Here is a 13,311-nt window from a genome sequence, read left to right as displayed (position 1 = left end):
GGTATCTCATTCGAAAATGAGGCTCAGCGTCTCGGCGACCATTGCCGGGCGCTCCTGGCCCTCGATTTCCATCGTCACTTCATTGGTGACCTGCCAGCCGCCGGCCTTGGGCTGCGCGTCCTTCAGCTTCACGCGGGCGCGGACCTTGGAACCGACCGGCACCATCTGGGTGAAGCGCACCGAGTTCGAGCCGTAGTTGATGCCACGGGTCGCGCTCTTGACCGTGCTGACCATGCCCATGAGGTAGGGGAGCAGCGACAGGGTGAGATAGCCATGCGCGATGGTGGGCATGCCGAGCTCTTTCTTGGCGCGCTCGGGATCGACATGGATCCACTGATGGTCGCCCGTCGCGTCGGCGAACTTGTTGATCCGGTCCTGGTCGATCTGGACCCAATCGCTGACACCGATCTCGTTGCCTTTTTCGGCGATGTAGTCGGCGACTGTATTGAAGGTGCGCATGCGCTGTCTCCCGTTCGAATTATGGGGTATTCTGCAGGGACCGGGAGCCCGGCCCCGTTGGCGGGTAAACTAGCCGCGTGGGGCCGCGCCGCCAACCGGGAATCGGTAGGGGGGCCGGCGGCGGCTTTTAGAAAGAAAGCCGCATGCGGACGCGGCGGTCGTCCTCGGAATCCGAGGTCAGGGCCTCATTGAGCCAGCCCCATGCCTCGCCTTCCGGCACAATAACGATCTTGGAGCGCGGCCAGCCCAGGGCCTCGAAGGCATGGGCCACATTCGCCGCGCGCTTGCGGGCGAGGCGGGCATTGGCTGCCTCGTCGCCCGTCTTGCTCGACTTGCCGAAAAGGCAGATCTGGCCTGCCTGTTTGCCGGTGGCGAGGCCATGGACATATTCGATCCGCTCCTGGCCGTCCGGCTTGATGCGGCTCGAATTGGTGTCGAAATAGACGTAGTAGTCCTGGGTGAAAGCGCGGCCCGCGCCGGGGTTGTTCCGGCAGCGGCCGCCATAGGTCGAGACCTCGTCGGCCATGGCAGGCGTCGTTGCGAGCAGGGCGATAGAGACCGCAAGTCCTGCGGCGGCAAGCGCCAGACGTTCGATGTGCATGTTTGCCCCCATCAGATTCGGTGGCCCAACCTAGCATATTGACCGCCGGAAACCATGCGGGCGGCCAATGGCCGCCCGCGGATGTCATCAAACGATCTTCGATTCCTTGTTGCCCCAGTACCGGTCGCGAATGAGGCGCTTGTAGAGCTTGCCCGTCGGATGGCGCGGCAACTGCTCCTCGAAGTCGATCGAACGCGGGCATTTGATGGGCGACAAATGCTGCTTGCAGAACTCGAGGAGCTCCGCTTCAAGCGCCGGGCCTGCGTCGGTCCAGTCGACAGGCTGAACGACGGCCTTCACCTCTTCGCCGAAATCCTCGTTGGGCACGCCGATGACCGCGACGTCCGCGACCTTCGGATGGAGGACCAGCGTATTCTCGGCTTCCTGCGGGTAGATGTTGACGCCGCCCGAGATGATCATGAAGGCCTTGCGGTCGGTGAGATAGACATAGCCTTCCTCGTCGAGGCGGCCGATGTCCCCCAGCGTCGACCAGCCCTTGGAGTGGCGGCTCTCGGCGGTTTTCTTCGGGTCGTTGTGATATTCGAACTGCGTGGCGCTTTCGAAATAGATCGTGCCCGCTTCTCCGACCGGAAGCTCGTTGCCTTCGTCGTCGCAGATATGGACGATTGCGTTGAGCGCCTTGCCGACGGAGCCCCTGTGGGAGAGCCATTCCTTCGAGTCGAGCGCGCAGAAGCCGTTGCCTTCCGAACCTGCATAATATTCGAAGATCACCGGACCCCACCAGTCGATCATCTGCTGCTTCACCGGCACGGGGCAGGGGGCGGCGGCATGGATCGCCACTTTCAGCGAGGAGACGTCGTACTTCTTGCGAACGTCTTCCGGCATTTTCAGCATGCGAACGAACATGGTCGGCACCCACTGGCTGTGCGTGACCTTGTACTTTTCGATGAGCTTCAGCGCTTCCTCGGCGTCGAAATGTTCCATGACGATGACGGTGCCACCGAGGCGCTGGGCGGTCATGCACCAGCGGAGCGGCGCTGCGTGGTAGAGCGGCGCGGGTGAGAGATAGATGGTGTTCTCGTCGAAGCCGTAGAGCAGCTGGGCGAGGCCGGTGAGGCCAGTCTCCTCGTCGATGGCACCGCCGGTCAGCGGGTGCTTCACGCCTTTCGGGCGGCCGGTCGTGCCGGACGAATAGAGCATGTCGGTGCCGGCGCTCTGGTCGGCGATGGGTGTCGTCGGGAAGGCGTTGCGCGCCTCTTCATAGGTCTCGTAGCCGGGGATGTCGCCGCCGATGGCGAAGCAGCGCTCGACCTTGGGGACGAGCTTCTCCGCAACGAGCTGGGCGGCAACCGGCTCCAGCGCCTTTGAGACGAAGAGGAGGCGCGCGCCGCAATCGCCAACGATGTACGCAACTTCGCTGGCCGTCAGGCGCGAGGGGACGCAGGTGAAATAAAGACCGGCGCGCTGGGCAGCCCAGCAGATTTCGAAATAGCGGACATTGTTGTCCATGAAGATCGCGATGGCGTCGCCGGCCTTCAGGCCCGCCGCGCGAAAGAGATGTGCGAGCTGGTTGGAGCGTTCGTCGAGCTCCTTGAAAGTGACGGTCTCGCCGGTCGAGGCCATGATGTAGGCGGGTTTCGACGGCGTCTTCTGCGCGTGAATATAGGGATGCATTAGGGTCCTCTCCCGGGGCTCTGAACGGACGGAAACGTACTCCGCCGAGCCGGACTTCGCTTTTATGTTGGTCCGTTGTTATATCTGGGCGGGACATTTGCCGCGCCACATCTTTGCGTGAAAGTGAGCGCAAGATGATGGCCTCGTCAACTCATGCGCGTTGACGCAGGGGCGGCGCGGCGCAGACGACAAGAAATTCAGGCAATTTGCCATCAACAGGGAGAGGAAGCATGAGCTACCAGACAATCAAATACGAAGTGTCGGAAGGGATTCTGACCATCACGCTCAATCGGCCCGACAAGCTGAACGCCTTTACCGGCGAAATGATGTCCGAGCTGATCGACGCCTTCGACAAGGCGGATGCAGACGACAATGTACGCGCGATCATCGTGACGGGCGAGGGCCGCGCCTTCTGCGCCGGTGCCGATCTCTCCGCGGGCGCCAAGACGTTCGACTATGCCGAGCGCGATGACCGGCCCGACAAGGCCGCGTCGCCCATTATGCCCAACGGCGAAATCGACTGGAGCCACCCCTCCGTGCGCGATGGCGGCGGCCGCGTGACGCTGCGCATTTACGAATGCCTGAAGCCCGTCATCGCTGCGGTCAACGGACCGGCTGTCGGTATCGGCGTTACCATGCAGCTTGCGATGGATGTCCGTCTTGCGTCGGAGAATGCGAAGTTCGGCTTCGTTTTTGCGCGTCGCGGCATCGTGCCGGAAGCTTGCTCGAGCTGGTTCCTGCCGCGCATCGTCGGCATTTCCCAAGCGCTCGAATGGACCTATACGGGCCGCGTGTTCGATGCACAGGAAGCGCAGGAAGGCCGTCTGGTAAAGAAGGTCTACAAGGCTGACGAGCTGCTTCCCGCCGCCCGGGCGCTAGCCCGTGAGATCGCCGACAATACGGCGCCCGTTTCCGTTGCGCTGACGCGGCAGATGCTGTGGCGTCTTTCGGCGCAGGATCATCCGATGGAAGCGCACAAGATCGACAGCCGCGCCATTTATGCGCGCGGGGCCTCGGCGGACGCCAAGGAAGGCGTCATGTCCTTCCTCGAGAAGCGCCCGGCAACCTATCCGAACAAGGTCTCGACGGACATGCCGTCCTTCTTCCCCTGGTGGGACGAGAAGAAATACAGCTGAGACTTGCATATCCGAAGTCCGCTTCCGGGCGGGCTTCGGAATTGTGCGTCAGTCAGCCTGCGCCTTCGCACCCGAATGGCTGCCCGCCTTTTGCGGCAGGAACAGGATGCAGGCGATGATGAAGACTGCGAGGACCGCCGAGGCCGTATAGCGGCTGAAGGCGAGGCCGCCCTGATCGAGGGGTTTGTCGAGCAAGTCGCCGACCGTCGCGCCGAGCGGCCGCGTCAGGATAAAGGCAAACCAGAACAGCAGCGTGTGCGAGATTTTCGTGAAGTAATAGGCGGCTGCGACGAGCGCCAGCCCCGCGCCGAAGACCAGCGCCCCACCCTCATAGCCGAGCCCGTTGGTGTCGGCCATCCAGTCACCAAGCGCAGTGCCGAGCGTTTGCGAGAAGAGGATCGTCACCCAGTAAAATATCTCGACCTTGTGCGAGGTGATGGCGGCGACCGAAACGGAGCCGGCCGAACGGTACCAGATGCCGAGCGATGCGATGAGCAGCGCGAGAAGGAGCGACGATCCGCCTGCATAGCCGATTCCCAATGAGCGGTCGGCAAAATCGGCCATCGTCGTTCCCGCCGTCGTGGTCGCGATGACGACCACCCAATAGAGCAGGGGATGAAAGGCCTTCGCCCTGACCTGCGCAACGACGGCCACGAGAAAGATACCAATGAAGATGATGCTGCTGACGGCATAGCCGAGATTGAGCGACATGGACACTGCGTCGCCACCGGTTTCGCCGAGTGTCGTTGCAGCGACCTTGATGATCCAGAAGGCAAGAGTGACCTGGGGCACCTTGCTCAAACTGGCTTCGTCGAACTTGTTCATGTGATGGGCTTTCGAGGCGGACAGCGGAGCTTCAGGGATTGGGTGTGTAGTTGCGGTTCTACGCTTCGACGTTCCATAGCGGCGTGAAGAAGAAGATCGCGAGCCAGAGTACCATCATAAGGGTGCAGGGCACCAGCAGCGCGTTGAGCGGCCCGAGCCATTTCGCGACGAAGCCGGTGAGGAGCGCGCCGATGGGGCCGCCGCCGATCGAGCCGAGCTGGAACGCGGCGAGCATGCGGGCGCGCAGCGCCTCGGTTGCCGCTTCCTGAACAATGGCGCGGGACTGGCTCATCGATATGCCGCCGGAGAGGCCCCAGATTAACGCGAGCAGGTTCACCGTCCAGAGCGGCGGGCCGAAATGCATGAGTATGGTGACAATGGAGCCGGTGAATCCCGTGAGCATCATCATGCGGCCCTGACGTTTGATCGGGCGGAAGCGGCTCAGCATCAGTGATGAAAAGCCGATGCCGCCAAAGAAGCACATATTGAGGAAACCGATCTCGAAGGATGTGCCGTGATAGACGTCGCAGACAAGCACCGGGAAGAGCACGAGAAAGACGCCCATGAAGAGCACGCCGGAAAAGAAGCTATAGAGCAGTACGGGCCGGATGCTCTCATGCCGCCAGACGGCTTCGAGCCCCTCGCGCACGTCGCGGAAGGGTGAGCGGCGGGCGGGAGCGCCGGGACGCGGTGTGGGCAGGACAACGGAAAGCCGCGAGGTGGTGAAGGCGGCAAGTCCGAGGCCGAGGCATTGAAGGGCGAGGAGCGCGGGTGCGCCGACGATGACCGCGCTGCCCGCTACGAGATAGCCGATCACCTGCGCGAGAAATTGTCCGCCCATGACAAGGGCGACGGCGTGCTGGATGTGGCCGCCGGGCCGCGACGCGGCGACGCGTGAGAGCATGGCATCGCGGGCGGGCATGACGAAGCCGCCAAGCGCCGACATGAGCAGCGCATAACAGATCATCAGCGGATAGCTGAGCCAGCCCGTGAAGATCAGCATGGCGAGGATCGCAGGCGGAACGATGGCGGCGAGTTGCAGGCGGAAGAGATGGGTGCGGAGTTCCCGCCGGTCGGCCATGGCACCGCCGAAAAGGCCGAGCACCATCATGGGTAGCATGGAGAGCATCTGGGCGATGCCGACGCGGTCGGAGCTTTCATGCAGAACGATAGCGACGATCCAGGGAAAGAGGACGCCCTGGATGCCGGCCGAAAAGAAATAGATCCAGACGCCCGACATGTACCAGGCGAATTCGTTACCCCTGTCCGCTGCGGCTTTCGCCGCCGGTTCCCGCGGACGCTCCATGACACTCCCCTCACTCTTCGCGGCGTTGACCGCTCCGTCCCTTGTCGCCTTCTATCGCGTTTGCTTCTTCGATGCTCGCTTGGGGGGCGACCAATGTGAAATTTTTTTGACAAGCTACTGGAAAGGCGCGGTTTTAGTCAGTGGTAAAGGAAACGCGGGCGATAAGGGACGCAGATGCGCCACGATTCTTCAGCCTCGAGTTCAGGATGATGACGACGACAGCCCGCGAGCTAGCCGAACCGGTCGAGCCGATCGACCCGGATATAACGTGCGCCGAGGTTTTCGATTTTCTTCTTTCCGATGGCGAGGTGTTGAACATTCCCGTGGTTGAGCAGGGCCGCCCCGTCGGTCTCGTGAATCGGCTGGATTTCATGCTCGTTTATGTGCGCATGTACGGGCGCGAGATTTATGGCCGCCAGCCCATCAGCGCCCTGATGCACAAGTCGCCGACCATCGTCGAAGCGGGCGCGAGCTGCGAGGAAATCAATGCGCGGCTCTCGGAGCTTGCGGGCAGCTCGCCGCTGCAGGGGTTCATCGTGGTGGAGAGGGAACAGTATATCGGGCTCGGCTCCGCCGCCGTGCTGATGCGCGTCATGGCGGAAATCAACATGCGCCGCGCGGAGGAACTGGAGCAGCAGCGTCGTCGTGCGGAGGCGGCGAGTGAAAGCAAGACGCAGTTTCTCGCCAGCATGAGCCATGAGCTTCGCACCCCCCTCAACGCGATCATCGGCTTTGCCGATCTGATGCGCATGCAGCTCTTCGGCGATATCCAGCCCTCGCGCTATCTCGAATACGTGCATGACATTCACGGCAGTGGCGTTCACCTGCTGCACATGATCAACGAATTGCTCGACATGGCGAAGATCGAGGCTGGACGCTTCGATCTTCATGACGCCGAGATTTGCCCGCTCGAAATCTGTGAGGAAGTGACGCGCATGCTGCGCCAGTCGGTCGAGACGGCGCGGGTGCAGTTCGAAATGCGCGTGGCGAGCGACCTGCCGCATATCATGGCCGATGAGCAGCAGATACGGCGCATCCTCGTCAATCTCCTGTCGAACGCCATCAAGTTTACGCCTGCGGGCGGACGGATCACGCTGTCCTTCGCCGAACGCGCCGATGGCGGGCTCGAACTCGCCGTCGCAGATACCGGCATCGGCATTCCGGCAGACAAGCTCGAAAAGGTGCTGGAGCCGTTCGAGCAGGTGGAGAATTCCTTCACGCGTACGCGGGCTGGAACGGGGCTCGGCCTGCCGCTCACCAAGGCGATGGTCGAGGCGCATGGCGGTCGGCTTTGGATCGAAAGCGTGATCGACAAGGGCACGCGGGTGCGGGCGGTTTTGCCGGCCGAGCGCGTTTTGCGCGAGGCGAAGAACGACGCGGCCTGAGGCTCAGGCAGTGTTGCACGATCTTCGCTTTCGGCTTCGGGGGTCTGCGGTCAACAAATGGCGTTCGCTGACGATATATTCCAGTTCGGCCTCGATCATGGCCCGCGCGAGGCCGATCTTGAACTTGTGATAGGCAGCGGCTGTCGGCACGGATGAACGAGCAAGTTCATCAAGATATCCTCGCAGTTCGCTGAGACGGTCGTCGAGAAGCCGGTCTATGTGCGAGGCGGGCAGCAAGCACGCGAACTGCAGCGGAAACAACAACTCAGACCGAAATTTTTGACGAATCCGGCAATGCAGCAGTGCGTCCAGACACAGTTTGCGTCCGGCTTCGGTCAGGCAATAGACCTTCTTGTTCGGTCGACTTGTTTGTTCGACGCGGACGAACTGCACCAGTCCACTGTCGGCTAGTTCGTTCAATAATGGGTAGAGATTGCTGATGCGTATGTCGAGGACGCCAGCGATGTCGCCATCCAGCGCCTTTTTAATGTCGTAACCGGCCATCGGTCCGTTCAAGAGCAGGCACAGAAGAATCTCCCTCGTATTCAATGGCAACCTCGCGATCTCCCCCATGGGTGCTTCAATACCAAGAGTGTAAGAAAATGCAAATATTAAAACCTCTATCATTTAATGAATACTATTAAAGTCAATATTACTATTTAAACATAATTGTCCAATATTTAAAAAAGTGAAACTCTTCTTGTGGTGACTGTCGACTCAACCGCTAACTTGACGCAGTCACAACAAGAATTGACCGGCGACTCCTCTCGCTAGGTCAGCATCCCTCGACACCTAGCGGCCGGCCCGAAAGGTCGGCCGTAATTCTGTGGCTGTTTAAAATCAATATTCCCTGGGGAGGGCATAATGAATTTTCCCGTTCTCACGACAACCGTACCTCGATTGGGCAGCCGTGCGTTGCTGCTTGCCTTTCTTTTCCTGATGTCGACCGCGGGTGCTGCGTATGCCGACGAATTTACCTTTGGCGAGATCAGCGTCAGCATCGACACTACGGTTAGCCTTGGAGTTTCAACGCGCGTATCAAACAGAGATTGCAGTCACGTCGCGAAGGGCGATGGAGGGTGTCCTTCCGGCGTGAATGCCGGCGGACTCAACACCGACGACGGCAACCTCAACTTCGATCGTTGGGATCTAACGGGCGCGACCGTGAAATCCGTCTCGGATGTCAACGTCAAATGGCAGAATTCAGGAATCTTTCTGAGGCCGCGCCTTTATTATGACGCTGTCTATGCCCAAGACGATCTTCAGTGGCGAGACCTCAATCACGACGCCAAGCAGCGGCTTGATTATGGTGTTGGGATTCTCGACGCCTTTGCCTATTCGAACTTCGAGGTAGGGGGACATTCCGCAGCCCTGCGCTTCGGCAAGCAGGTCGTGAACTGGGGCGAAAGCACATTCCAGCGCGGCGGTATCAACGCCTATCAGGCGATAGATGTCAGTGCGGCGCGCCGTCCGGGTGCCGAACTCAAGGACATCATTACGCCGATGCCAATGGTCTTCGGCTCGCTTCAGATCACCGATACACTCAGTACCGAAGCGTTCTGGCAGTTTGGTCATGCCGAGACGGAGGTCGATCCATCCGGCTCTTACTTCTCGACCAGCGATATCACGGGCGCGGGATCGATCTCGCTAAATAGTGGTGGAACGAACGATTCGGACGCCATCATTCATATTTATCGAACGGCCGATAAGCGCGGGAGCGACACGGATCAGTTCGGATTTGCTCTCCGCAATTACTTTGCCGGTCTCGGCGACGGAACGGACACGGCGCTCTATTTCGTCCGCTACACGAGCAAGCTGCCCTATATCGGCGTCATCTCCGGCTCTCCGGCTCTTCGACCTTTGCCGAGACATGTGTGGCGCTTTATGGGCACGCCTGCGCGAATGCGACGCAAGTTGGAACGGCATATGTCGTCGGGGCGAATAAGGTCAAATATTACTATGAATTTCCTGACAAGATTAATGCGATGGGCGCGAGCTTCAACACGACCGTCGGCGGAACAGCGCTGTCGGGGGAAGCGAGCTTTACGCCTGACATGCCCTTGGCGACCGACTTCTACGAACAGCTTGCATCGATCGCGGACGGAACGGGCGCGACGCCCTATCTGACGGGAGGCGCTTACACGCGCTGGAGCCGTCTGGCTGGAGCAGCGCCGGGTCAATCTTCGGTGACACATGTGGACCTCGACACCTGGCAGGGGCAGATCACAACGATCACGGTGTTCAATGGTAGCGACCCGCTACCGAAGCTCATTCATTCGGATAGCGCCACCTTCGTTTTCAATCCCGGGTTCGTCTATGCGAAAGATGCAGGGCTCTATCCGTTGAGCTACAGCGGGTCCAATGGAGGCCTCCGCAACTACTATGCGGCCTACTACATCACGCCCGACTACTACGGAAATGCAAACCAGAACGGCGTCTATGCCACTGACTGGTCATGGGGGTTTACGACGCTGCTATCCGCGACCTACAACAATCCTTGGGGTCTACCCATTACCCTGTCGCCCGTTCTTCAGTTCTCGGATGGTATTCAGGGGCGATCGCCCGGACCGAACACCGCCGGCTATTCCAAGGGCATGAAGACGGCGACCGTCGGGCTCAATGGCACCTATCAGCAATGGACCGGATCATTGAGCTACACCAACTACTTCGGTGGTGGCTGGTACAACAGCCTGACCGATCGCGACTTTGCTGCGGTTAGCCTGTCTTATTCGTTCTGATACGTCGAGACTGGCTGGGACCCCGGCTGCAGAGATGCTGCCGGGCGCTTCCCGCAAGCTCAATGCTCTCTGTCAGTGGTGAGGGCGCTCATCGACGCATAGGTGTGGATAATACGTCCCGTGGTCGACGTGGCTGCGGCTGCAATCATGGCCGCTGCTATCGTGTCAGCAGGAATGCCGCGATAGATCTTCGTGGGGCCGATGAGCAGCGGATTGAGCAATGGCATTGCGGCCATCATGGCGGCTTCGGCGGGGCGGCGCTCGGCGCGGTCGCCGAGGATGAGGCCGGGCCGGAAGATATGTGTTGCCTCGAAGCCGAGCGCGCTCGCCGCTTCTTCCGCCTCGCCTTTCACGCGCGAATAGAAAATCGTCGAACCTGCGCTCGCGCCGATGGCTGAGACGAGGAGAAAGCGTGTCGCGCCGGACGCCTTCGCAGCGCGGGCGAAATTCACAACATAATCGAAATCGACGCGGTGGAAGGCGGGCTGGCTGCCGGCTTTTCTGATTGTTGTGCCCAATGCGCAGAAGGCGTCGTCGGCATGGACGGCGGATTTTGCGAGGGCGAGTTCCAGCGTGTCGAAATCGGTGACGATCTCGGTGAGCTTCGGATGCGAGAAGCCGAGGCTGCGCCGGGTGACCGCGATCACGCGGTCATAGGCGGGGGCATCGAGCAGGCGCTTCAGCAGGATGCCGCCGACGAGGCCGGTGGCGCCGGCAAGGAGAGCCGTCTTGGTCATTTTGGCGCTTCTCCCGTGTAGCGGGCGCGTGGCCTGATCATCTGGCCTGAACGATATTGTTCGATCGCATGGCCGATCCAGCCCGCCGTGCGGCCAAGGACGAAGATTGCAAGGCCTGTTCCTGGCATCATTCTCAGTGTGACACTGAGTGCGCCGACTGCGAAGTCGATATTCGGGTGGACGCCACCCGCCTCCGCCATGACGTTGACAATGCGTTGAACGCGGAGGAAGGCCGGGTCGTCTCCGTGATTGGCGCGCATGAGATCGAGCAGAGTCGACGCGCGGGGGTCGCCATCCGGATAGAGCGGATGACCGAAGCCCGGTACCAGGTCGCCATTGCGCAGTCGGTTCAGAACCGCGTCTTCAATGTCCTGGCGATGGGCGATGTCGGTGAGGAAGCTTTCAACGCGGCTGGTGAAGGCGCCGTGGCGCGGGCCTTGCGCGGCGCATATGCCCGCCTGCACGGCGGCGTAAAGCGTGGCGCCCGTGCCCGCGACGCAGCGCACGGTGAAGGCGGAGGCGTTGAGCTCGTGGTCGGCGCAGAGGACCAGAGCGGCGCGGATCAGCTCCGCTGCGCGGCGGTCGCCAAAGGTGAGCGAACGGGCAAGGACTTCGTGCACCGGATCGGCGGAAGGCGCGACGCCAGCAATGACTGAGGCGACGAAGCGCAGGAGCCGCGCGCCGGTGGCGGCAAGGCCCCGATCCGTCATGTTGTAGACGGATGGATCGTCGAGCCCCGCGAGAGGCAGCAGCGAGAGGCATCGCTCGATGCGGGGCGCGTCGGAAAGGTCGGCCGCCAACTTTTCAAGCAGCGGCGTCATGTGCGGCACGGCATCGCGGGTGAAGGGCTGCACGTCGCGGCAACCCCAAAGCAGGGCGGCCACCTGCTCGAGGCTCGAGCTGCGGGCAAGCGCCATTGCGTTCGAGCCGCGGTAATGGAGCTTGCCGTCGGCAATGAGGGTGATCGCGGAGTCGAGGACCGGCGCGCCGCCGTAATTGAGCGCGGCCGTGAGCGCGTCCCGTCCGCCTTCGAATTGGGGTGAGGTCGGGCCGCTGCCCGCGACGCGGCGCTGTTTCAGCGCCCGCACATCCTCGGCCCGGTATCGCTTGGCCCGGCTGTCGGGCACCGGCTCCGATCGGATCATGTCGCGGCTTACATAGGCGTAGAGGGTCGCCAGGCTGACGCCGAGTTCGGCGGCGGCCTCCTTTGCGGAGAGGTAGAGGTTTTCGGGCGGTGGAGCGGCTTTTGGCATGTGTTGTTTTTATATAGATTGATTAGCTTAATCAAGATTGACGATATTTGTGCGGCGCAACACCTTTGACGCATGAGGCCCGCTCATGGGTCTGCGGAAATGAGGTGTGAGATGTCCAATGGTCATTTTTCAGATGTGAGCAAGGCGAGCGCCTTCGGCCTCGACAATGTGGTCGCCGCCGAGACTCCCTTGAGCCATGTCGACGGCGAAGCCGGGCGGCTCATCATCGCCGGTCACGATGTCGAGGATCTGGTTGCGGCTTACGACTTCGAGGGCGCGGTCGCGTTGCTCTGGCGGGTGGCGGGGCTTGAGCCTGCACCCTCCGGCGACGATGTCCGCCGCGATCTCGGCCGGGCGCGCATGGAGGCCTTCCGGCTTGTTCCGGCGCTTCTGGCAGCGACCAGGGGGCTCAGCGTGACCGAGGGGTTGAGGACGGGGTTCTCGCTGCTTTCGGACGAGGGAGATCTCGCGGCGCATATCAGGACGGTTGGCAGCGCGCCTGTCTTCATCGCCGCGCTGTGCCGCCGGGACGAAGGCAAGGACGCCATCGCGCCGGACGCGGAGGTGGGCCACGCCGCCGATTTCATCCGCATGCTGAGGGGCGCGCCCGCGAGTGAAGCGGAGGTAAGAGCGCTCAATGCCTATCTCGTTACCGTCACTGATCATGGCATGAATGCCTCGACCTTCACGGCGCGTGTGATCGCCTCGACGCGGGCAGGCATGATCTCGGCTGTTGTCGGCGCCTTCTGCGCGTTGAAGGGGCCGCTTCATGGCGGCGCGCCGGGCCATGTGCTCGACATGCTGGATGATATCGGTACGCGCGAAAACATCGACGCGTGGCTTGTCCGGGAGATTGCGAAGGGCGAGCGGTTGATGGGCTTTGGCCATCGTGTCTACAAGGTGCGCGATCCCCGCGCCGATGTCTTCAACAAGGCGGTGATGCTGCTCACCAATGGCAATGAGCGTGTGCGCTTTGCCCGCGATGTCGAGACGGCAGCACTTGCGGCGTTGAAGGCCGCGAAGCCCAATCAGCGGCTCGACACCAATATGGAGTACTACACCGCCGTCCTGCTCGAGGCGCTGGGCATTCCGCGCGTCGCCGTCACCGCCGTGTTCGGCATGTCGCGCGTCGCGGGCTGGAGCGCTCATGTGATCGAGCAGGAGCGCGTCGGCAGGCTCATCCGGCCACAGTCGCGCTATGTCGGCCGTTGGCCCGACGACAAGGCTGCGTGAAGT

Annotated in this window: 12 protein-coding genes and 1 pseudogene; 5 read left to right on the top strand and 8 right to left on the bottom strand. The window is 61.5% G+C overall.

The window, feature by feature from the left end; genetic code table 11:
* Positions 1–6 precede the first annotated feature (6 nt).
* The 3 genes from F2P47_RS04420 to F2P47_RS04410 all read right to left on the bottom strand — a co-directional run bounded on the left by F2P47_RS04420 (position 7) and on the right by F2P47_RS04410 (position 2,695).
* Positions 7–459: a MaoC family dehydratase gene (locus F2P47_RS04420; RefSeq protein ID WP_152214957.1), complete on the bottom strand. Its 453-nt coding sequence runs from the start codon at positions 457–459 to the stop codon at positions 7–9.
* Positions 460–586: 127 nt separating this feature from the next.
* A complete protein-coding gene (locus F2P47_RS04415; RefSeq protein WP_185680943.1) occupies positions 587–1,060 on the bottom strand; it encodes an OmpA family protein in 474 nt (157 codons plus the stop codon).
* An 87-nt stretch (positions 1,061–1,147) separates the two neighbouring features.
* Positions 1,148–2,695 carry an AMP-binding protein gene (locus F2P47_RS04410; RefSeq protein ID WP_152214955.1) on the bottom strand — a complete coding sequence of 516 codons (1,548 nt, stop codon included), beginning with the start codon at positions 2,693–2,695 and terminating at the stop codon, positions 1,148–1,150.
* Between the two features lie 230 nt (positions 2,696–2,925).
* Between F2P47_RS04410 and F2P47_RS04405 the strand changes: the two genes are divergently transcribed.
* The gene (locus F2P47_RS04405) at positions 2,926–3,831 is read left to right on the top strand and encodes a crotonase/enoyl-CoA hydratase family protein (protein ID WP_152214954.1); all 906 of its coding nucleotides are present in this window, start codon (positions 2,926–2,928) and stop codon (positions 3,829–3,831) included.
* A gap of 48 nt (positions 3,832–3,879) precedes the next feature.
* On the opposite strand, the gene F2P47_RS04400 is transcribed toward F2P47_RS04405, so the two are convergent.
* Both F2P47_RS04400 and F2P47_RS04395 read right to left on the bottom strand, forming a co-directional pair.
* On the bottom strand, positions 3,880–4,656 hold the full coding sequence (locus tag F2P47_RS04400; RefSeq protein WP_152214953.1) for a COG4705 family protein: 777 nt from the start codon (positions 4,654–4,656) through the stop codon (positions 3,880–3,882).
* Between the two features lie 58 nt (positions 4,657–4,714).
* Positions 4,715–5,962 carry an MFS transporter gene (locus F2P47_RS04395; protein WP_152214952.1) on the bottom strand — a complete coding sequence of 416 codons (1,248 nt, stop codon included), beginning with the start codon at positions 5,960–5,962 and terminating at the stop codon, positions 4,715–4,717.
* Positions 5,963–6,168: 206 nt separating this feature from the next.
* Here F2P47_RS04395 and F2P47_RS04390 point away from each other — a divergent pair, with 206 nt between their 5' ends.
* Positions 6,169–7,347, top strand: coding sequence for an ATP-binding protein (locus tag F2P47_RS04390; RefSeq protein WP_152214951.1), 1,179 nt, complete (start codon positions 6,169–6,171; stop codon positions 7,345–7,347).
* A gap of 3 nt (positions 7,348–7,350) precedes the next feature.
* On the opposite strand, the gene F2P47_RS04385 is transcribed toward F2P47_RS04390, so the two are convergent.
* On the bottom strand, positions 7,351–7,920 hold the full coding sequence (locus F2P47_RS04385; RefSeq protein WP_185680942.1) for a PadR family transcriptional regulator: 570 nt from the start codon (positions 7,918–7,920) through the stop codon (positions 7,351–7,353).
* Between the two features lie 291 nt (positions 7,921–8,211).
* On the opposite strand from F2P47_RS04385, the pseudogene F2P47_RS18025 reads away from it, so the two are divergent.
* Positions 8,212–9,177, top strand: a pseudogene (locus F2P47_RS18025) (DUF1302 domain-containing protein); the annotation flags it as partial.
* A 44-nt stretch (positions 9,178–9,221) separates the two neighbouring features.
* Positions 9,222–10,085 (top strand): DUF1302 family protein, encoded by an 864-nt coding sequence (locus F2P47_RS18020; RefSeq protein WP_152214948.1) that lies wholly within the window; start codon positions 9,222–9,224, stop codon positions 10,083–10,085.
* A gap of 59 nt (positions 10,086–10,144) precedes the next feature.
* Here the strand turns inward: F2P47_RS18020 and F2P47_RS04370 are convergent, their stop codons facing one another.
* Both F2P47_RS04370 and F2P47_RS04365 read right to left on the bottom strand, forming a co-directional pair.
* A complete protein-coding gene (locus F2P47_RS04370) occupies positions 10,145–10,822 on the bottom strand; it encodes an NAD(P)H-binding protein (RefSeq protein WP_152214947.1) in 678 nt (225 codons plus the stop codon).
* Positions 10,819–12,075 (bottom strand): citrate synthase family protein, encoded by a 1,257-nt coding sequence (locus F2P47_RS04365; protein ID WP_152214946.1) that lies wholly within the window; start codon positions 12,073–12,075, stop codon positions 10,819–10,821. Before F2P47_RS04365 ends, F2P47_RS04370 begins: the two co-directional genes overlap by 4 nt.
* Positions 12,076–12,186: 111 nt before the next feature.
* On the opposite strand from F2P47_RS04365, the gene F2P47_RS04360 reads away from it, so the two are divergent.
* Complete coding sequence (locus tag F2P47_RS04360; RefSeq protein ID WP_152214945.1) at positions 12,187–13,308, top strand: citrate synthase/methylcitrate synthase; 1,122 nt, start codon at positions 12,187–12,189, stop codon at positions 13,306–13,308.
* Positions 13,309–13,311: the final 3 nt, after the last annotated feature.

This window comes from Parvibaculum sedimenti (assembly GCF_009184905.1).
GTDB lineage: Bacteria > Pseudomonadota > Alphaproteobacteria > Parvibaculales > Parvibaculaceae > Parvibaculum > Parvibaculum sedimenti.
The sequence above is the reverse complement of the archived record's forward strand: the minus strand, read 5'-3'. Positions and strand labels throughout refer to the sequence as shown.

Excerpts from the sequence above, each read along its gene's own strand:
- F2P47_RS04420 (WP_152214957.1), bottom strand. The coding sequence starts at position 459 with ATGCGCACCTTCAATACAGTCGCCGACTACATCGCCGAAAAAGGCAAC.
- F2P47_RS04415 (WP_185680943.1), bottom strand. The coding sequence starts at position 1,060 with ATGCACATCGAACGTCTGGCGCTTGCCGCCGCAGGACTTGCGGTCTCT.
- F2P47_RS04410 (WP_152214955.1), bottom strand. The coding sequence starts at position 2,695 with ATGCATCCCTATATTCACGCGCAGAAGACGCCGTCGAAACCCGCCTAC.
- F2P47_RS04405 (WP_152214954.1), top strand. The coding sequence starts at position 2,926 with ATGAGCTACCAGACAATCAAATACGAAGTGTCGGAAGGGATTCTGACC.
- F2P47_RS04400 (WP_152214953.1), bottom strand. The coding sequence starts at position 4,656 with ATGAACAAGTTCGACGAAGCCAGTTTGAGCAAGGTGCCCCAGGTCACT.
- F2P47_RS04395 (WP_152214952.1), bottom strand. The coding sequence starts at position 5,962 with ATGGAGCGTCCGCGGGAACCGGCGGCGAAAGCCGCAGCGGACAGGGGT.
- F2P47_RS04390 (WP_152214951.1), top strand. The coding sequence starts at position 6,169 with ATGATGACGACGACAGCCCGCGAGCTAGCCGAACCGGTCGAGCCGATC.
- F2P47_RS04385 (WP_185680942.1), bottom strand. The coding sequence starts at position 7,920 with ATGGGGGAGATCGCGAGGTTGCCATTGAATACGAGGGAGATTCTTCTG.
- F2P47_RS04370 (WP_152214947.1), bottom strand. The coding sequence starts at position 10,822 with ATGACCAAGACGGCTCTCCTTGCCGGCGCCACCGGCCTCGTCGGCGGC.
- F2P47_RS04365 (WP_152214946.1), bottom strand. The coding sequence starts at position 12,075 with ATGCCAAAAGCCGCTCCACCGCCCGAAAACCTCTACCTCTCCGCAAAG.
- F2P47_RS04360 (WP_152214945.1), top strand. The coding sequence starts at position 12,187 with ATGTCCAATGGTCATTTTTCAGATGTGAGCAAGGCGAGCGCCTTCGGC.